Origin of the sequence: Pseudomonas aestiva (genome assembly GCF_039908605.1) — a bacterium.
Lineage (GTDB): Bacteria > Pseudomonadota > Gammaproteobacteria > Pseudomonadales > Pseudomonadaceae > Chryseomonas > Chryseomonas aestiva.
Genome location: NZ_CP150916.1, coordinates 3,838,309 through 3,856,230, shown reverse-complemented (window position 1 = coordinate 3,856,230; position 17,922 = coordinate 3,838,309). Strand labels below are relative to the sequence as shown.

Sequence of the window (17,922 nt, the reverse complement as noted above, 5' to 3'; positions counted from 1 at the left end):
GTGCTCATCGCTTCCGACCAGTTCCGTATCGTCGTCGGCCTCGGCAAGAGTGGCATGTCGCTGGTGCGCTTTCTCGCGCGCCGGGGCGTGCCCTTCGCCGTGGCCGACACGCGGGAACAGCCGCCGGAACTTGCGACCCTGAGAACCCAGTATCCCCAGGTCGAGGTGCGCTGCGGCGAGCTGGATGTCGACTTCCTCGCCCGCGCGGCCGAGCTCTATGTGAGTCCCGGCCTGGCCCTGGAAACGCCGGCGCTGCAGGAAGCCGCCGCCCGTGGCGTGCGGCTGTCCGGCGATATCGAGCTGTTCGCGCGCCAGGCCCGGGCACCCATCGTCGCCATCACCGGTTCCAACGCCAAGAGCACCGTCACCACCCTGGTGGGTGACATGGCGCTGCGCGCCGGCAAGCGGGTGGCCGTGGGGGGCAACCTCGGTACCCCGGCGCTGGACCTGCTGGCCGATGACGTCGAACTCTATGTGCTGGAGCTGTCGAGCTTCCAACTGGAGACCTGTGAGCGACTCAATGCCGAGGTGGCCACGGTGCTCAACCTCAGCGAAGACCACATGGATCGCTACACCGGCATGCCGGCCTATCACCAGGCCAAGCACCGCATCTTCCGTGGCGCCCGCCAGGTGGTGGTCAATCGCGACGATGCCCTGTCGCGGCCGCTGATCGGCGATGACGTGCCGCGCCTGACCTTCGGCCTGGGACGGCCCGATTTCCGTGCCTTCGGCATTCGCGAGGAGGAAGGCCATCGCTATCTGGCGCTGGCCTTCGACAACCTGCTGGATGTCGAGGAACTCAAGATCCGCGGTACCCACAACCACAGCAATGCCCTGGCCGCGCTGGCCCTGGGCCAGGCCGCCGGTCTGCCGCTGGCACCCATGCTGGAGGCCCTACGCGCCTTCCCGGGTCTGGAGCATCGCTGCCAGTGGGTCGGCGAGGTCGCGGGCGTCAACTACTACAATGATTCCAAGGCGACAAACGTCGGCGCTGCCCTGGCTGCGGTCGAAGGCCTGGGTGATGACATCGCCGGCCAGTTGGTGCTGATCGCTGGTGGCGACGGCAAGGGCGCCGATTTCAGTGCCCTGCGCGAGCCCATCGCGCGTCACTGTCGCGCCGTGGTGCTGCTGGGGCGCGATGCGGCACGGATCGCCGAGATCCTGCCGGCCACCGTGCAACAGGCGCGTGTCACCACCCTGGAAGAAGCCGTGGCCGAGAGCCGCCGGCTGGCCCAGCCAGGCGACGCCGTGCTGCTGTCGCCGGCCTGCGCCAGTCTCGACATGTTCCGCAACTTCGAAGAACGCGGGCGGCTGTTCGCCCAGGCCGTGGGAGCTCTGGCATGATCCTCAGCCTGCTGCGCCCCTATCCCTCGCCGCTGGCCAGCCGCCACGGCATCGACCTGGACTTCCCGCTGCTGGCGGGTTGCCTGCTGCTGCTCGGCCTCGGCCTGGTGATGGTGACTTCGGCTTCCTCCGAGGTGGCCGCCGCCCAGTCGGGCAATCCGCTGTACTTCATGTACCGCCACCTGGTCTACCTGGCGATCGGCTTCGTCTCCTGCGGCGTGGTGATGCTGATTCCCATGGCCACCTGGCAGCGCTTCGGCTTTCCGTTGCTGATCATCGCCTTCCTCCTGCTGGTGGCGGTGCTGGTGCCCGGCATCGGCCGCGAGGTGAACGGTTCCCTGCGCTGGATCGGCTTCGGCATCTTCAACGTGCAGCCCTCGGAGATTGCCAAGGTCTTCGTGGTGCTCTATCTGGCCGGTTACCTGGTTCGTCGTCAGCATGAGGTGCGCCACACCTGGGCCGGCTTCTTCAAGCCCTTCATCGTGCTCCTGCCGATGGCCATGCTGCTGCTGCGCGAACCCGACTTCGGTGCCACCGTAGTGATGATGGGCGCCGCCGGTGCCATGCTGTTCCTTGGCGGCGTCGGTCTGTTCCGCTTCCTGATGATGGTCGCCCTGGCCGTGCTGGCGGTGTTCGTGCTGGTGCAGACCCAGTCCTACCGGATGCAGCGCCTGATCACCTTCACCGATCCCTGGGCCGACCAGTTCGGCTCCGGCTATCAGCTGACCCAGGCGCTGATCGCCTTCGGTCGCGGCGGCTGGACCGGTCTCGGCCTGGGCAACAGCATCCAGAAGCAGTTCTATCTGCCCGAGGCCCATACCGACTTCCTCTTTGCCGTGCTGGCCGAAGAACTCGGCCTGATCGGGGCCATGGCCACCGTCGGCCTGTTCCTCTTCGTCTGCGTGCGCGGGCTGTTCATCGGTCACTGGGCCGAGCAGTCCAAGCAGTTCTTTTCGGCCTATGTGGCCTACGGCCTGTCGATGCTCTGGATCGGCCAGTTCCTGATCAACATCGGCGTGAACGTCGGCCTGCTGCCGACCAAGGGCCTGACCCTGCCGTTCCTCAGCTACGGCGGCAGCTCCCTGGTGATCTGCTGCGTGAGCATGGGCCTGCTGCTGCGCATCGAGTGGGAGAGACGCACCCTGGTAGATACCGAGGATGTGGAATTCACCGAAGAGGATTTCGCCGATGTCCGCTAACGTCCTCATCATGGCCGGCGGTACCGGCGGGCACGTCTTCCCGGCCCTGGCCTGCGCCCATGAATTCGAAGCCCGCGGCTATACCGTGCACTGGCTGGGTACCCCGCGCGGCATCGAGAACGACGTGGTGCCCAAGGCCGGCATCACCCTGCACCACATCCCGGTCACCGGCCTGAGAGGCAAGGGCGTGCGCTCCCTGGTGAAGGCGCCGCTGCAACTCAGCGGGGCGCTCATGCAGGCCATGGGTCTCATGCGCCGGCTCAAGCCGGTCTGCGTGCTGGGCCTGGGCGGCTTCGTTACCGGTCCCGGTGGCCTGGCCGCCAGGCTGTGCAACATTCCGCTGGTGATCCACGAACAGAATGCCCATGCCGGCACTGCCAACCGCCTGCTGGTGCCCATGGCCGCGCGGGTCTGCGAAGGCTTCGCCGACACCTTCCCGGCGTCCGCCAAGCGTCTGTCCACCGGCAATCCGGTGCGCGCCGAACTCTTCGCCCCGGTGACCCGCGCGCCGCTGGAAGAGCGTGCCGCCAATCTGCTGGTACTGGGCGGCAGCCTGGGCGCCGAGCCGCTCAACAAGCTGCTGCCCGACGCCCTGGCCCAGCTGCCCGCGGGCCTGCGACCCAATGTGCGCCACCAGGCCGGCCGCCAGCATGCCGAGGTGACCGCCGAGCGCTATGCCAACGTCGCCGTGGAGGCCGATGTCCAGCCCTTCATCGCCGACATGGCTGCCGCCTATGCCTGGGCCGATCTGGTGATTTGCCGGGCCGGTGCCTTGACCGTCGCCGAGCTGACCGCCACCGGTCTGCCGGCGCTGCTGATCCCCCTGCCGCACGCCATCGACGACCACCAGACCAGCAATGCGCGCTTCCTGGAGCGCGCCGGTGCCGGTGTGGTGCTGCCGCAACATTCCACCCGCCCGGCGGATCTCGCCGCGCAGCTTACCGAGGTCCTGATGCATCCCGAACGTCTTGCCGGCATGGCCGCTCGCAGCCGTGCCCTGGCCAAACCCGATGCCACCCGTGCAGTCGTCGACGCCTGTCTGGAGGTTGCCCGTGGTTAAGTCGCAAAGTGCCATTCAGGCCGAAGTTCGGCGCATGCGCAGCATCCGGCGCATCCATTTCGTCGGTATCGGCGGCGTCGGCATGTGCGGCATCGCCGAGGTGCTGCTGAACCTGGGTTACGAAGTCTCGGGCTCGGACCTCAGGGAATCCGCGGTGACCGCGCGCCTGCAGCAATTCGGCGCGCGCATCTATATCGGCCACCGCGCCGAGAACCTGGATCAGGTCGACGTGCTGGTGGTGTCCAGTGCCATCAACAGATCCAATCCGGAAGTCTCCGCCGCCCTCGAGCAGCGCATTCCCGTGGTGCCCCGCGCCGAGATGCTCTCCGAGCTGATGCGCTATCGCCATGGCATCGCCGTGGCCGGTACCCATGGCAAGACCACCACCACCAGTCTGATCGCTTCGGTGTTCGCAGCCGAAGGCCTGGACCCGACCTTCGTCATCGGTGGCCGCCTCAATGCCGCCGGTACCAATGCCCAGCTCGGCACCAGCCGCTACCTGATCGCCGAGGCGGACGAGAGCGACGCCAGCTTCCTGCACCTGCAGCCCATGGTTGCCGTGGTCACCAATATCGACGCCGACCACATGAGCACCTACGAAGGTGACTTCAATCGGCTCAAGCGCACCTTCGTCGATTTCCTGCACAACCTGCCGTTCTATGGCCTGGCCGTGCTCTGCGTCGACGATCCGGTGGTGCGCGAGATCATTCCCCAGGTCGCCCGGCCCACCGTCACCTACGGCACCGCCGAAGACGCCGACGTCCGTGCCGTGGACATCCGCCAGGAAGGCATGCGCACCTATTTCACCGTGCTGCGCGAGGGCCGCGCACCGCTGGCGGTCTCGGTCAACATGCCGGGCGTGCACAACGTGCTCAACGCCCTGGCGACCATCGCCATCGCCACCGACGAAGGCGTCAGCGACGAGGCCATCCTCAATGGCCTGTCCGGCTTCCAGGGAGTAGGGCGGCGCTTCCAGGTCTATGGCGAACTGCCGGTCGCCGGGGGCAGCGTCATGCTGGTGGACGACTACGGTCACCATCCCCGTGAAGTCGCCGCGGTGATCAAGGCCGTGCGCGGCGGCTGGCCCGAGCGCCGGCTGGTGATGGTCTATCAGCCGCACCGCTTCAGTCGCACCCGCGATCTCTACGAAGACTTCGTCCAGGTGCTGGCCGATGCCAACGTCCTTTTGCTGATGGAAGTCTATCCGGCCGGCGAAGAACCCATTCCCGGCGCCGACAGCCGCCAGCTCTGCCACAGCATCCGCCAGCGCGGTCAGCTCGATCCCATCTACGTCGAGCGCGGCAGCAACATCGCGCCGCTGGTCAAGCCACTGCTGCGCCCGGGCGACATCCTGCTCTGCCAGGGCGCGGGCGACATCGGCGCACTGGCGCCGCAACTGCTCAGCCATCCGCTGTTCGCCACTGCCGCGACCACCGGGAGTTCGGCATGAGCCGCCATCCGTACAACCCCTTGCCGGCAACCGCTGTTGCCGGCGCGCACGTGGAGGGCTGAACCTTGGTCGCCACCCTACGTCACAACCAGCCCGGCTTCGGTCGGTCGCGCAACGTCGAACAGCGGGGCGCCAGTCGCCTGGTCGCCGAAGAGCCGCTGTCGACACGCCTGCCACGCCCCAGTCTGGGCCTGCTCAAGCGCATCCTCTGGCCGTTCCTGCTGCTGGGCCTGGGCTTCGGCACCTACGAGGGCGCCCAGAAATTGCTGCCCTATGCCGACCGGCCGATCGCCAAGGTCAGCGTCAAGGGCGATCTCTCCTACATCAGCCAGGCCGCGGTGCAGCAGCGGATCGCGCCCTTTGTCGGCACCACCTTCTTCCAGGTCGACCTGGCCGACATGCGCCACGAACTGGAAACCATGCCGTGGATCGCCCACGCCGAGGTGCGCCGGGTCTGGCCGGACGAGATCAGCATCCGCCTGGAAGAGCAGATGCCCATCGCCCGCTGGGGCGACGAGGCGCTGCTGAACAACCAGGGTGAGGCTTTTGCCCCGCAGGATCTGGCCAACTATGACAATCTACCGCGGCTGTACGGCCCCAAACGGGCCCAGCAGCAGGTGATGCAGCAGTACCAGATGTTCAGCCAGATGCTCCGGCCGCTCGGTTACACCGTGTCGCGCTTGGAAATGCATGAGCGCGGCAGCTGGTACCTCACCACCGGTCAGGGCCTGGAACTGGTGTTCGGCCGCGACCAGCTGGTGGAAAAGATGCGGCGCTTCATGCGCCTGTACGATCAGGTGCTCAAGGCACAGATGGACAATATCGCGCGGATCGATCTGCGTTATCCGAACGGTCTGGCCGTGGCCTGGCGTGATCCCGCTGTCGCCGCCACCCCCGTGACCGAACCGGCCAAGCATTGAGGAGAAGTTTTTTACTATGGCAAGCGTGCAAAGCGGCAAGATGATCGTCGGCCTCGACATCGGCACTTCCAAGGTCGTGGCTCTGGTCGGCGAGGTGTCTTCCGATGGTCAGATCGAGATCGTCGGGATCGGCACCCATCCGTCGCGCGGGCTCAAGAAGGGCGTGGTGGTCAATATCGAATCCACCGTCGCCTCCATCCAGCGGGCCATCGAAGAAGCCCAGCTGATGGCCGGTTGCCGGATCCACTCGGCCTTCGTCGGCATTGCCGGCAATCACATTCGCAGCCTGAATTCCCACGGCATCGTGGCGATCCGCGATCGTGAAGTGAGCCCGGCGGACATCGAGCGGGTGCTCGATGCCGCCCAGGCGGTGGCCATTCCCGCCGACCAGCGCGTGCTGCACACCCTGGCCCAGGACTATGTGATCGACAACCAGGAAGGGGTGCGCGAGCCCCTCGGCATGTCCGGCGTGCGACTGGAAGCCAAGGTCCATGTCGTCACCTGTGCCGTCAACGCTGCGCAGAACATCGAGAAATGTGTTCGTCGTTGCGGTCTGGAAGTCGACGACATCATTCTCGAGCAGTTGGCGTCGGCCTATTCGGTGCTGACCGACGATGAAAAGGAACTGGGCGTCTGCCTGGTGGATGTTGGCGGCGGCACTACCGACATAGCCATCTTTACCGAGGGCGCCATCCGCCATACGGCGGTAATACCCATTGCTGGCGACCAAGTCACAAATGACATTGCCATGGCCTTGAGAACCCCAACGCAATATGCCGAAGAAATCAAGATTCGGTATGCTTGTGCCTTGGCGAAACTGGCTGGGCCGGGCGAAACCATCAAGGTGCCCAGCGTGGGTGACCGTCCGCCGCGAGAATTGTCGCGTCAGGCCCTCGCGGAAGTGGTCGAGCCCCGTTACGATGAGCTATTCACATTGGTGCAAGCGGAACTGCGCCGCAGTGGTTACGAGGATCTGATCCCCGCAGGGATCGTACTCACCGGTGGTACCGCGAAGATGGAAGGCGCGGTCGAACTGGCGGAAGAGATTTTCCATATGCCGGTACGCCTGGGGGTGCCCCAGACGGTCAAGGGTCTGACTGACGTAATCAGCAACCCGATCTATTCCACTGGCGTCGGCCTGTTGCTCTATGGTCTGCAAAAGCAGACCGATCCCTTGCCGGTTGTTTCTGGCGGATATAGCAGCGAAACCAAATCCACAGTCCTGGAACGCATGAAGCGTTGGGTCCAGGGCAACTTGTAATTCACAATTAAACCGCGGCAGTAGGCGAAGATCCGAAAGGAAGAGAGGGGACCATGTTCGAACTCGTAGACAACATTCCACAAAGCGCCGTGATCAAAGTCATCGGCGTGGGCGGTGGCGGTGGCAATGCCGTCAACCACATGGTCAAAAGCGGTGTTGAAGGCGTCGAATTCATCTGTGCAAATACCGACGCCCAAGCCCTGAAGAACGTCACATCCCGTACCGTGCTCCAACTCGGCCCGGGCGTCACCAAGGGTCTTGGTGCGGGCACCAACCCGGAAATCGGCCGCCAGGCGGCCATGGAAGATCGTGAGCGCATCGCCGAAGTCCTCGAAGGCGCCGACATGGTCTTCATCACCACCGGCATGGGCGGTGGCACCGGTACCGGTGCCGCGCCGATCATCGCTGAAGTGGCCAAGGAGATGGGTATCCTGACCGTTGCCGTGGTCACCCGTCCGTTCCCCTTCGAAGGCCGCAAGCGCATGCAGGTCGCCGACGAAGGCATTCGCTCCCTGTCCGAATGCGTCGACTCGCTGATCACCATCCCCAACGAGAAGCTGCTGACCATTCTGGGCAAGGACGCCAGCCTGCTGGCCGCCTTCGCCAAGGCTGACGACGTCCTCGCCGGCGCCGTTCGTGGTATCTCCGACATCATGCAGCGTCCCGGCCTGATGAACGTCGACTTCGCCGACGTCAAGACCGTGATGGGCGAGATGGGCATGGCCATGATGGGTACCGGCCACGCCAGCGGTCCGAACCGTGCGCGCGAAGCCACCGAAGCCGCCATCCGCAACCCGCTGCTGGAAGACGTCAACCTGCACGGCGCCCGCGGCATCCTGGTCAACATCACCGCTGGCCTGGATCTATCCCTGGGTGAATACGCCGCCGTCGGCGAGATCATCGAGGACTTCGCGTCCGAGCACGCCACCGTCAAGGTCGGCGCGGTGATCGATCCGGAAATGCGCGACGAGCTGCACGTTACCGTGGTCGCCACCGGCCTGGGTGCGCGCATCGAGAAGCCGGTCAAGGTGGTGGACAACACCGCTCAGACCCTGGCCGCGGCCCGTCAGGAAAGTGCTCCGGTCAACTACGACGACCTCAAGTACCCGACCTCGATGCGCTCCGGTCGTGGCAGCCAGAATCATGGCGGCTCGGCAGCGGCGACCAAGGTCAATCCCAACGACGACCTGGATTACCTGGACATCCCGGCCTTCCTGCGTCGTCAGGCTGATTGATCGGGTATATCACAAGCCAGGGTGTGATTAGTGGGCATCGATTTTCGCATCTGCTATCATCGCGACTTCGTTGAACACCATTCGCACCCTGCGACCGAGCGGCCCTGGCATGATTAGACAACGCACCCTCAAGAACACCATTCGCGCCACTGGCGTCGGCCTGCATTCCGGGGAAAAGGTTTACCTGACCCTGAAGCCGGCTCCGGTCGATACGGGGATCGTGTTCCGTCGCACCGATCTCGATCCGGTCGTGGAAATCCCGGCCTGGGCCGAGAACGTGGGTGAAACCACCATGTCGACCAACCTGTTCAGTGACAGTGGCGTCAAGGTCGGTACCGTTGAGCACCTGCTGTCGGCCATGGCCGGTCTGGGGATCGACAATGCCTACGTCGAGCTGTCCGCGGTCGAAGTACCGATCATGGACGGCAGCGCTGGTCCCTTCGTGTTCCTGATCCAGTCCGCCGGTCTGCAGGAACAGGAAGCGGCCAAGCAGTTCATCCGCATCAAGCGTGAAGTGAGCGTCGTCGATGGTGACAAGCGCGCCACCTTCGTGCCCTTCGACGGCTTCAAGGTGACCTTCGAAATAGATTTCGATCACCCGGTGGTCAACAACCGTACCCAGAAAGCCTCGGTGGACTTCTCGAGCACCTCCTTCCTCAAGGAAGTCAGCCGTGCCCGTACCTTCGGCTTCATGCGTGACCTGGAATTCCTGCGTTCGCACAACCTGGCCCTGGGTGGCAGCGTCGACAACGCCATCGTGGTCGACGAGAAGGGTGTGATCAACGAAGACGGCCTTCGTTACGAAGACGAATTCGTCAAGCACAAGATCCTCGACGCCATCGGCGACCTCTACCTGCTCGGCAAGAGCCTCATTGGCGAATTCCGCGGCTACAAGTCCGGCCATGCCATGAACAATCGCCTGCTGCGTGCGCTGCTGGCCGATCGTGATGCCTGGGAAGTGGTGACCTTCGAAGACTCCGGTCTGGCACCGATTTCCTACATGAGACCCGCGGCTGCGGTCTAAGCCCGGTCCAAGAAAAAGCCCTGCATTCGCAGGGCTTTTTTTGTTCGCTGAAAAGGTCTAGCGACGCGTCAGGGGCTCGCCCTGGAAGTTCACGCCGGCCAGGCCGTGGGCGATAAGGGCGCGGATATTGGCGTGATCGCTACCCTCGGGCGTCTGCAACACGCTGCGATAGTGCTCGCCAAAGGCCAGCAGGGCCTCCTTATCGCTCAGGCCCTCGAGTCTGGCCAGACCCAGGGTCTTGCAGGAGCCTTCGTTCTGGCCCGCGGCATTGTCCACCTCGCCGTTGCGAAAGGCCGTGGGCTGGTAGTGGTAGTGCTCGGCGATGAAGACCAGGGTGTCGGCGAAGGCATGGTCGCCCTGGGCCAGGCTGGCGCGGAAGCTGGCGAGATCGCTCATTTGCTCTGCTGCTCCTGGAAGGCCGCGGCCTGGGCTGGCGAGGCCTCGGTCTGGTACCGGGCTTTCCAGTCGGCATAGGGCATGCCGTAGACGACCTCACGGGCATCGTCCAGGCTCAGTTCCAGGCCCTTGTCGTCGGCCGCTGCCTTGTACCACTTGGACAGGCAGTTGCGGCAGAAGCCGGACAGATTCATCAGGTCGATGTTCTGCACATCGGTGCGCTTGCGCAGGTGCTCGACCAGGGTGCGGAAGGCAGCGGCTTCCAGTTCCAGGTGGTCTTGTTCGGTCATGACTGATTCCTCTTGCTAGCGGCGGCCGTGGCGTAGGTGGCGCCCGCCGTTGACGGTAAAGGTACTGCCGGTGGCGTACTGGGTCGACAGCAGATAGAACACGGTATCCACGATGGGATCGGCGCCGGGTTCGAAATCCAGTAGCGCCTTGTCCAGGGTCGCCTGGCGATAGGCCTCGTCTGCGCCTTCCTTGAAGATCAGCAGGCCCGGCGCGATGGTGTTGACCCGCACCCTGGGTGCCAGGGCTTCGGCAAAGGACAGGGTCAGATTGTGCAGGGCGGCCTTGGTGGCGGCGTAGCCGATGTGATTGCGGCTGCCGCGTGTGGCGCTGTCGTCGCCGATATGGATGATGTCGGCCCGCGGCGCGGCCAGCAGCAGGTCCTGCAGGCCCAGATTGAGGTGGTAGGGCGCTTCCAGATGCAGACGGTAGAGCAGCCGCAGATTTTCCAGGCCGTCTTCGACCCAGACCGAAGCGTTGTGCACGATGCCGCGCAATGCCGGATGGCGTTCATGCAGTTGCTGCAGCAGGGTGTCGCGCTGTGCCTCTTCCGCCAGATCGACCTGATAGGCCTCGATCTCAAGGTCACGCAAGGGGCCCGGATCGTCGCGATAGACGGCGATGACGGGTTGGCCCTCCGCCAGCAGCCGGCGGGTCAAGGCGAGACCGACGCGGCGATTGGCGCCGGTGACCAGAAGGGGAAGGGTTGCGGACATGAGGGTACCCGATCCTGATGAGCGAAGCGGCCAGGGGGCTGGCCGTGGCCATTGTACGCATTCGACGCGTCAGGATGCAGGCCGATCCGTGCTGGCCTAGCGGGCGCTACCGCGCCAGTCGCCGGTCCGCGACGAGGCACTGTGCAGCCAGCCCTTCAGCGCGCGGGTGATCAGCGGAATGAAGACACAGACCATCACCGGGGTGAGGATCAGGGTGCTCAGCAGGATGCGCGGCAGTAACGGCAGATGCGCCAGGTAATCGCCGAAAGCGGCATTGAACAGCAGCGAGATGGGAAAAAACGCCAGCCAGACGGCGATGCTCTGTTTCCAGCGCGGCGGCGGCTGGATGCCCGCGCCGAACCAGTCGTCCATGCCCTGGGCACGCCGTGCCAGGCGCGCTTCGAACAGGCCCTGGCCACGCTCCAGCCAGAGGCGCCGCGTCTCCGAGTGTTCCCAGGCGTCGAGGGTCTGGGGACAGGCGAAGCGAAAGATGATCTGTACCAAATTGTCGCCTGGAGGCGGGGTCAGGACCCCCGAACCGAGATAGCCGGGATACCCGGTGGCCAGGGCTTCGCCTTCGCGCAGCCAGATCAGAAAGGCATCGTATTGGCCGGCCGCGACGCGCCGCGCGACCATGAGGGTAACAGGCTGATTCATGCTCCAACTCCGGGCGATCGGGCCGGATAGGCCGGATGCCGTCATGCCGCCGGGTAGGCGGACAGGTGGCGAAAACGCCTGGGGTAGCAGGCGGCGCTAGCATAACAAGCCTTGAGACCCCTGGCTGCAGCCGGGGTTGCCAGCGGAGCCATCTTGCTGACGGAGCGCCAAGCGCGGGCCGCGCCAGGCATACTGGGCGGGATTCCACGCAAGAGGTCCGTATGAAAGTCGCACTGTTGAATGGCTCGGTCTATGGCACCGCGGAAGATATCGCCCGACAGGTGAAGGCGCGGTTGACCACGGCAGGCCATGAGGTCTGGCACCAGCCCAATGCCGATCTCGGCAGCCTGGAGGCCTTCGCACCCGAAGCCTTGCTGGCCATTACCTCCACCACCGGCATGGGCGAATTGCCCGCCAACCTGGAATCCCTGTATTTCCAGCTGCGCGATCGGTTGCCGCCCTGGTCCGGACGGCCCGGCGCGGTGCTGGCCCTGGGTGATTCCAGCTATGGTGACACCTATTGCGGTGGCGGCGAGCTGATGCAGGAGTTGTTCGCCGAGCTGGGGCTGCGCGAACTGCTGCCCATGCTGCGCATCGATGCCAGTGAAACGGTGACGCCGGACGAAGATGCCGAGCGCTGGGTCGCCGAGGTCATCGCCGCCCTGGGCTGATCTTGCCCAGGCTGCAAAGCTGCTTTACCCGTGCTGATCCCGCCGCCTGGTCCGGTTTGCTGTCCTCGTCCCCTCAGCCTCGGTATCCTTGAGCGCCTGATGAAGATTTGAGATGGAGCCCTGGGTGAATAGATATCTGCGCCTGGCTCTGGAGCTGTGCGGATTGGGCGCGTTGTGGGCCGTGGGTACCTGGCTGGCGACCTCTTTCGCCTTGCCGGTACCGGGTGGTGTGGTAGGTCTGGCCATGCTGCTGGTGCTGCTGGCCGCGCGCATCGTCGAACCCGAGTGGTTACAGGGCGGCGTGCGCCTGCTGCTCGGCGAAATGCTGCTGTTCTTCATTCCCGCGCTGCTGAGCCTGCTCGACTACGGCCCGCTGCTACGGCAGGAGGGCGTGCGCATCCTGTTGGCCATCCTGCTCAGCACCGTGCTGACCATGATCGCGACCGCCTGTACCGTGGACTGGATGTTCCGCCGTCGGGGACGTCGCGATGCCTGATCTGCCCGGGCTCTTCTGGCTGTTGCTGACGGTGGCCGGGTACGTGGTGAGCCGCGTGCTCTATGCGCGCCTGCGCTGGTATGTGGTCAGTCCGATCATCTTCGTCACGGTGCTGCTCTATGCCGCCACGCTCTGGCAGCAGGTGAGCTATGCCGAATACGCCCACTACAGCCACTGGCTGATCACCCTGCTGGGACCGGCGACGGTGGCCTTCGCCGTGCCGATCTGGCAGCAACGCCGCTTGCTGGCGCGCTACTGGCAGGCGCTGCTGGCCGGCCTCTGCGTGGGCAGTGGCGTGGCCATCGGCAGTTCCTGGCTGCTGGCCCGCCTGCTGCTGCTCGATGACCGGGTGCTGCTGTCCATGCTGCCGCGCTCCATCAGTACCCCCTTCGCCATGCCGATGTCCGCCACCGTGGGGGGTGTCCCCGAGTTGACCGCGGCCTTCGTGATGATCACCGGCCTGGGTGGCGCCATCCTCGGCAGCCTGCTGATCAAGCTGCTGCCGCTCAAGTCGGCCCTGGCCCGTGGCGCCCTGTTCGGCATGGGTGCCCATGGCGTGGGGACCAGCAAGGCCTACGAGGTCGGTCTGGAGGAGGGCACCGTGGCCGGCCTGGTCATGGTGCTGGCCGGGCTGAGCAATCTGCTTGGCGCCCAGCTGGTGCTCTGGTTGCTGCGCGGCTAGTGCAGGGTGGCGGAAGGCGCGCCCAGTTGCTCCAGCCGCCGTCGCACCTGCTCGCGTTCGGCGTCATCTTCGCTGATCAGCAGGGCGTGCTGCAGGTCATAGCGCTCGGCCTGGGGGCAATCGAGTTGGCGGTACAGGTCGGCGCGCGCCAGGTGATCGATGACCCCGACTGCGCCCAGCTCGATGACCCGCTGGGCATCCTTGAGCGCGGCCAGCGGCTGGTCGCCTTGGCGATGCAGTTCACGCAGATTGCGCGAGAGGCGCTGCATCATCTGCCGCGGACCGAGGGGCGCCAGGTAGCTCGCCTGCAGTTGCGCGGCGGGACCGAACTGATCCACCAGCAACTGACGGCAGTCGTTCATGTACAGGCGGCGTCCGCCAAAGGGTTCGAGCAGGTGATCCGCGCCGGGGACGCGCAGCAGGAAGTGCCCGGGAAAGCCGATGCCCTGCAGGTCGATCTCCAGGCGCCGCGCCAGTTCCAGGGCTACCAGCGCGATCGACAGGGGTTGGCCGCGCCGCCTTGCCAGGACCTCGTCGAGCAGGGCTGCGGTGGGATTCAGGGGCCACTCGGCGGCGCGAAAGCCGGCATCGCACAATTGCCGCAACAAGGCTTGGGCACGCTCGGATTGACTGGCATCGCCATCCAGGGTGGCGACCAGGCGCAGCGCCAGATCGTCCAGCGAGTGTAGCAAAGCCGGCGGATCGATCTGGTCATGGTGCTCGGCCGCGATCCACAGAGCAGCTTCCAGCAGCCGGGGATCGGGCCGGTCCAGGCAGGCGAGGCAGGATAGACGCGCTTCCACAGTAGACTCCAGAGCCCTTGCGGGCTTTTCCTCAGGTTTTAGCCTGCCAGCGGCGGGCCGTCCAGTCTGCGACAGTTGCGCACTGGTCGGCGGTCCGGCTTCTCGCTATAAGAGCGGCTGGTGCCAGAGCAACCTTGAGAACGGGAATTTCAACATGGACGAGTCTGCAGGTGGGTGTATTCGGACACGGCAGTGGGGTGGCAGGCCATGAAATGGGCAGACAGCGGTCGCAAACGCATGCACGACGGGGCGAACTCCCTCGGCAACCTGATGGTGGAAGGCTTCCACTACTTCGGCCTGTTCGCCATTGGCGCGGCCACGGCCTGGGCCTCGGTGATGGCCTTCATGGAGATGTTCAACAAGGGCCAGGCGAGCATCGATGACATCCTGCTGCTCTTCATCTATCTCGAGCTGGGCGCCATGGTCGGCATCTACTTCAAGACCAACCACCTGCCCATCCGCTTTCTGCTCTATATCGCCATCACTGCCCTGACCCGCTACCTGATCGGTGATGTCTCTCATCATCGGCCGCCGGATGTCGGGCTGCTGTATCTCTGCGGCGGCATCTTCCTGCTGTCGCTGTCGGTGCTGGCGGTCCGCGTCGCCTCGAACAGATTCCCTTCCAGCAAGGTGCTGGACGCGACGGGGGATGTGGTGGGCGAGGGTGCGGGCGACAAGTAGCGCGGTGCGGGCTTTTCCGCTCTGCTCCTGACGCCGCCGGTTGCCCCGCGTCGTCAGGAGCGACAGTCGACCTGGCTTGCTAGCGATCCAGTGGTGCCAGCAGCTGGGCCAGGTCACTTTCGGTCAGGCGCCAGTCGCCACTGTTCTCGCTGAGGATACCGGCGCTCAGACGGGCCTTTTCCTGCTGCAGCTGCTGGATACGTTCTTCCAGCGTACCGCGGGCGATCAGCTTGTAGACGAACACCGGACGATCCTGACCGATGCGGTAGGCGCGGTCGCTGGCCTGCTGCTCGGCAGCCGGATTCCACCAGGGATCGAAGTGGATCACCGTGTCCGCCGCCGTCAGGTTGAGACCGCTGCCGCCGGCCTTGAGACTGAGCAGGAACACCGGCACCTCGCCACTCTGGAAGCGCTGCACCGGGGTGCGCCGATCCCGGGTTTCGCCGGTCAGGGTGACGTACTCGATGCCGCGCTGGTCGAGGTCGGCGGCGATGAGATCGAGCATGCTGGTGAACTGGGAGAACACCAGGACCCGACTACCGCCGGGGAGCAGGGCGTCGAGGCGCTCGTTCAGCGCCGCCAGTTTCGCCGAGGGCTTGGCCACGCTGGCGTCTTCGTGGGGTACCAGGCGCAGATCGCAGCAGACCTGGCGCAGCCGCAGCAGGGCATCGAGGATCAGCAGCTGGCTGCGACCGATACCCTGACGGGCGATTTCGGCGCGGACGCGTTCGTCCAGCAGCAGCCGCAGGTCTTCGTAGCGCTCGCGCTGCGCCGTGCTGAGCTCGACCAGCTGGACGATCTCGGTCTTGGGTGGCAACTCACTGGCGACCCGCTGCTTGGTGCGGCGCAGCATGAAGGGCCGCACCCGTGCCTTGAGCGCCGCCAGGCGCTGCACATCGCCTTCGCGCTCCACCGGAATGCGATAGGCCTGCTTGAAGCCTTTCTCGTCGCCCAGCCAGCCGGGCATCAAAAAGTGGAATTGCGACCAGAGTTCGCCCAGGTGGTTTTCCAGCGGCGTGCCGGTCAGGCAGAGACGATGGCGGGCACGCAGGTGGCGTGCGGCCTGGGCAGCCTTGGTGGCGGCATTCTTGATCGACTGGGCCTCGTCCAGCACCTGCAGGTGGAAATCGTAGTTGGCCAGGCGCTCGGCATCGCGGGGTAACAGGGCATAGGTGGTGAGCACCACATCGTGCTCGGGAATCCGCTCGAAGCGACTGCTGCGGGCGCTGCCCTGCAGGGTCAGCACGCGCAGTCCGGGGGCGAAGCGGGCAATCTCGTCCTGCCAGTTGGGGATCAGGCTGGTCGGCATGACGATCAATGCCGGTGCGGTCAGGCGCCCGGCGGCCTGTTCGACGAGGATGTGCGCCAGGGTCTGCAGCGTCTTGCCCAGGCCCATGTCGTCGGCCAGGATGCCGCCCACTTCCAGTTCGCGCAGCGCCTGCAGCCAGGCCACGCCGTCGCGCTGATAGGGGCGCAGTTCGGCGTGCAGGGTGTCCGGCAGGACGACGGGCTCGGCCGCGTAGCTGCGCAGCCGCTCGGCGAAGCTGCGCAGGCGTTCACCGCCTTCCCATTCCAGCGGCAGGCGCTCGTCCAGCTCGGCCAGGCGCGCGGCGTCCAGGCGCGGCAGGCGCAGGGCACGGTCCTGGGTGAGGCGGTCGGTCGCATAAAGCTCGCCGAGGATCTGCAGGATCGGCTTGAGCCGACCCAGGGGCACGGCGACCCGTTGTACCCGGCCCTGCGGGCCGGCGAGGCGTGGAGGATCGATGCGCAACAACACGGGTTCGTCGTCGGCGCGCTTGGCCAGCATCGCCGGCTCGTACTGGGAGGGTTCGCGGCGCAGGGCGTCGATCAGCAGCGGAATCAGGCTGACGCGGCGCTGGCCCAGGCGGATACCCAGCTCGACATCGAACTGGCCGTTCGCGGCGGTCGGATCCTGCACCTCTTCGAGGTGACCGTACCAGCCTTCCACCGGTGTCAGGTCGAAGGTGAATTCGGGATGGGCCTCGATCTGCCAGCCGGCTTCGCGCAGACCGGGGATGACCTGCTGCACGAATCTGAGCCAGGCGGGGTCGTCCGGCAATTCGAACATCTCGCCACTGTCGTCGGGCAGCGCGGCGCTGCGCCGGGTGGCCAGGCGCAGGCCATGATCGAGCAGCGTCTGCCGCCAGCGTTGTTCGGCCGGCAACTGGCGCGCGGGATAGGCGGCGTCCGGGGTACGCGGCGGGGTACCGAACAGTCGCCGCGGGCCATAGGCAAAGGCCAGGGCGGCGCGATGGCGCACCGTGGGTCGCATCTTGCCGATGTGCCGGTCGTAATCGATCTGGGTATGGCTGCCGAGGGTCAGGACCGGTTGCGGCAGCTCCGGATTGGCAACCGGCGTGGCCGGCAAGTCGGCCTCGCTGCGTTGCAGCCGTTCGAGCTCGATGAGGGCGGCGGCGGCATGCTTGCAGTTGCGGCCGACCGGGCAGGTGCAGCGGGCGTCGACCCGCCAGGCGGTCTCGCCCGCGCGCAGGCTGATCGCCTGCCGATAGGCCGGTCCGGCCGGGCTGCTGCACTCGGCATAGAGCTGGCCCCTGGCTGCCGAGCGCAGCTGCACCAGGCCGTCGAGTGCCAGGCGCCGACCGCGCTCGTAGTTGCGCTCCGTGAAGGCGCCTTTCCAGTCCTGCCACTTGAGCCGTTCGAAACGTAACGCCATCGTTCACCCAGGCTGTTCGCACCAAACCGGCTATTCTGCCACAGTCCGGTAGTCGCTCGTCGGACTCCCTTGATCTATGTGAGAATGAGAATATAGTGCATTAAGAGACCGGGGGAGCGAAACGATGCGTGAATCACCGTTGGCCAACGTTGCGCTGCTCGATGCCACGCGCCTGGCGGCCCGCCGTGAGGGGCGCTTGCGCTCGCTGCAGCGTGGCATCCTCATCGTCTGTAGCCTGGGCGTGCTGGGTGCGGCGGCCTTGCACCTGGCCTACCTCGCCTTCAAGGGTCTCTAGCGCTGCCCTGTAGGTGCCACCCGCGCCCAAGAAAAAGCCCCGAGCAGTC

The 17,922-nt window shown here is 65.6% G+C and carries 19 protein-coding genes; 13 read left to right on the top strand and 6 right to left on the bottom strand.

The genetic code is table 11. The features are described 5' to 3' along the window. The 8 genes from murD (at window position 1) to lpxC (ending at window position 9,493) form a co-directional block, all read left to right on the top strand. Window positions 1-1,344 carry a UDP-N-acetylmuramoyl-L-alanine--D-glutamate ligase gene (murD, locus tag AABM56_RS17900; protein ID WP_347883574.1) on the top strand — a complete coding sequence of 448 codons (1,344 nt, stop codon included), beginning with the start codon at window positions 1-3 and terminating at the stop codon, window positions 1,342-1,344. Beyond that, the gene (gene ftsW / locus AABM56_RS17895; RefSeq protein WP_133862632.1) at window positions 1,344-2,543 is read left to right on the top strand and encodes a putative lipid II flippase FtsW; all 1,200 of its coding nucleotides are present in this window, start codon (window positions 1,344-1,346) and stop codon (window positions 2,541-2,543) included. Before murD ends, ftsW begins: the two co-directional genes overlap by 1 nt. Beyond that, window positions 2,533-3,603 carry an undecaprenyldiphospho-muramoylpentapeptide beta-N-acetylglucosaminyltransferase gene (gene murG, locus AABM56_RS17890; RefSeq protein WP_133862551.1) on the top strand — a complete coding sequence of 357 codons (1,071 nt, stop codon included), beginning with the start codon at window positions 2,533-2,535 and terminating at the stop codon, window positions 3,601-3,603. The genes ftsW and murG overlap by 11 nt, the downstream gene beginning before the upstream one ends. Before the next feature lie 34 nt (window positions 3,604-3,637). After that, window positions 3,638-5,053, top strand: coding sequence for a UDP-N-acetylmuramate--L-alanine ligase (gene murC, locus AABM56_RS17885; RefSeq protein WP_218568719.1), 1,416 nt, complete (start codon window positions 3,638-3,640; stop codon window positions 5,051-5,053). Window positions 5,054-5,118: 65 nt separating this feature from the next. After that, window positions 5,119-5,973, top strand: a complete 855-nt coding sequence (locus tag AABM56_RS17880) for a cell division protein FtsQ/DivIB (RefSeq protein WP_133862549.1) — start codon at window positions 5,119-5,121, stop codon at window positions 5,971-5,973. A gap of 16 nt (window positions 5,974-5,989) precedes the next feature. Further along, window positions 5,990-7,234 carry a cell division protein FtsA gene (ftsA, locus tag AABM56_RS17875; protein WP_017640704.1) on the top strand — a complete coding sequence of 415 codons (1,245 nt, stop codon included), beginning with the start codon at window positions 5,990-5,992 and terminating at the stop codon, window positions 7,232-7,234. Between the two features lie 53 nt (window positions 7,235-7,287). After that, window positions 7,288-8,469, top strand: a complete 1,182-nt coding sequence (gene ftsZ / locus AABM56_RS17870; RefSeq protein WP_133862548.1) for a cell division protein FtsZ — start codon at window positions 7,288-7,290, stop codon at window positions 8,467-8,469. Between the two features lie 109 nt (window positions 8,470-8,578). Further along, window positions 8,579-9,493, top strand: a complete 915-nt coding sequence (lpxC, locus tag AABM56_RS17865) for a UDP-3-O-acyl-N-acetylglucosamine deacetylase (protein ID WP_017640702.1) — start codon at window positions 8,579-8,581, stop codon at window positions 9,491-9,493. A 57-nt stretch (window positions 9,494-9,550) separates the two neighbouring features. Here lpxC and AABM56_RS17860 read toward each other — a convergent pair whose 3' ends face one another. The 4 genes from AABM56_RS17860 to AABM56_RS17845 form a co-directional block, all read right to left on the bottom strand. Next, complete coding sequence (locus AABM56_RS17860) at window positions 9,551-9,889, bottom strand: HopJ type III effector protein (protein ID WP_133862547.1); 339 nt, start codon at window positions 9,887-9,889, stop codon at window positions 9,551-9,553. Continuing rightward, window positions 9,886-10,179, bottom strand: coding sequence for a DUF1244 domain-containing protein (locus AABM56_RS17855; RefSeq protein ID WP_133862546.1), 294 nt, complete (start codon window positions 10,177-10,179; stop codon window positions 9,886-9,888). Before AABM56_RS17855 ends, AABM56_RS17860 begins: the two co-directional genes overlap by 4 nt. Before the next feature lie 15 nt (window positions 10,180-10,194). Then, entirely contained in the window at window positions 10,195-10,893 is a 699-nt protein-coding gene (folM, locus tag AABM56_RS17850) for a dihydromonapterin reductase (protein WP_133862545.1), read from the bottom strand. A 96-nt stretch (window positions 10,894-10,989) separates the two neighbouring features. Next, on the bottom strand, window positions 10,990-11,550 hold the full coding sequence (locus AABM56_RS17845; RefSeq protein WP_133862544.1) for an antibiotic biosynthesis monooxygenase: 561 nt from the start codon (window positions 11,548-11,550) through the stop codon (window positions 10,990-10,992). Between the two features lie 221 nt (window positions 11,551-11,771). Between AABM56_RS17845 and AABM56_RS17840 the strand changes: the two genes are divergently transcribed. From AABM56_RS17840 to AABM56_RS17830, 3 genes are all read left to right on the top strand, one after another. Then, a complete protein-coding gene (locus tag AABM56_RS17840) occupies window positions 11,772-12,221 on the top strand; it encodes a flavodoxin (protein WP_133862543.1) in 450 nt (149 codons plus the stop codon). Between the two features lie 112 nt (window positions 12,222-12,333). Further along, the gene (locus AABM56_RS17835; RefSeq protein ID WP_166655938.1) at window positions 12,334-12,717 is read left to right on the top strand and encodes a CidA/LrgA family protein; all 384 of its coding nucleotides are present in this window, start codon (window positions 12,334-12,336) and stop codon (window positions 12,715-12,717) included. Then, window positions 12,710-13,399: an LrgB family protein gene (locus tag AABM56_RS17830; RefSeq protein ID WP_133862541.1), complete on the top strand. Its 690-nt coding sequence runs from the start codon at window positions 12,710-12,712 to the stop codon at window positions 13,397-13,399. Before AABM56_RS17835 ends, AABM56_RS17830 begins: the two co-directional genes overlap by 8 nt. Here AABM56_RS17830 and AABM56_RS17825 read toward each other — a convergent pair. Continuing rightward, entirely contained in the window at window positions 13,396-14,202 is an 807-nt protein-coding gene (locus AABM56_RS17825) for a SirB1 family protein (protein WP_133862540.1), read from the bottom strand. The two genes, AABM56_RS17830 and AABM56_RS17825, sit on opposite strands and share 4 nt — an antisense overlap. Window positions 14,203-14,409: 207 nt before the next feature. Between AABM56_RS17825 and AABM56_RS17820 the strand changes: the two genes are divergently transcribed. Then, on the top strand, window positions 14,410-14,883 hold the full coding sequence (locus tag AABM56_RS17820; protein ID WP_133862539.1) for a phosphate-starvation-inducible protein PsiE: 474 nt from the start codon (window positions 14,410-14,412) through the stop codon (window positions 14,881-14,883). Window positions 14,884-14,962: 79 nt separating this feature from the next. Here the strand turns inward: AABM56_RS17820 and AABM56_RS17815 are convergent, their stop codons facing one another. Continuing rightward, a complete protein-coding gene (locus AABM56_RS17815) occupies window positions 14,963-17,578 on the bottom strand; it encodes a DEAD/DEAH box helicase (protein WP_133862538.1) in 2,616 nt (871 codons plus the stop codon). Window positions 17,579-17,702: 124 nt separating this feature from the next. On the opposite strand from AABM56_RS17815, the gene AABM56_RS17810 reads away from it, so the two are divergent. Then, window positions 17,703-17,873: a hypothetical protein gene (locus AABM56_RS17810; RefSeq protein ID WP_166655937.1), complete on the top strand. Its 171-nt coding sequence runs from the start codon at window positions 17,703-17,705 to the stop codon at window positions 17,871-17,873. Window positions 17,874-17,922 lie beyond the last annotated feature (49 nt).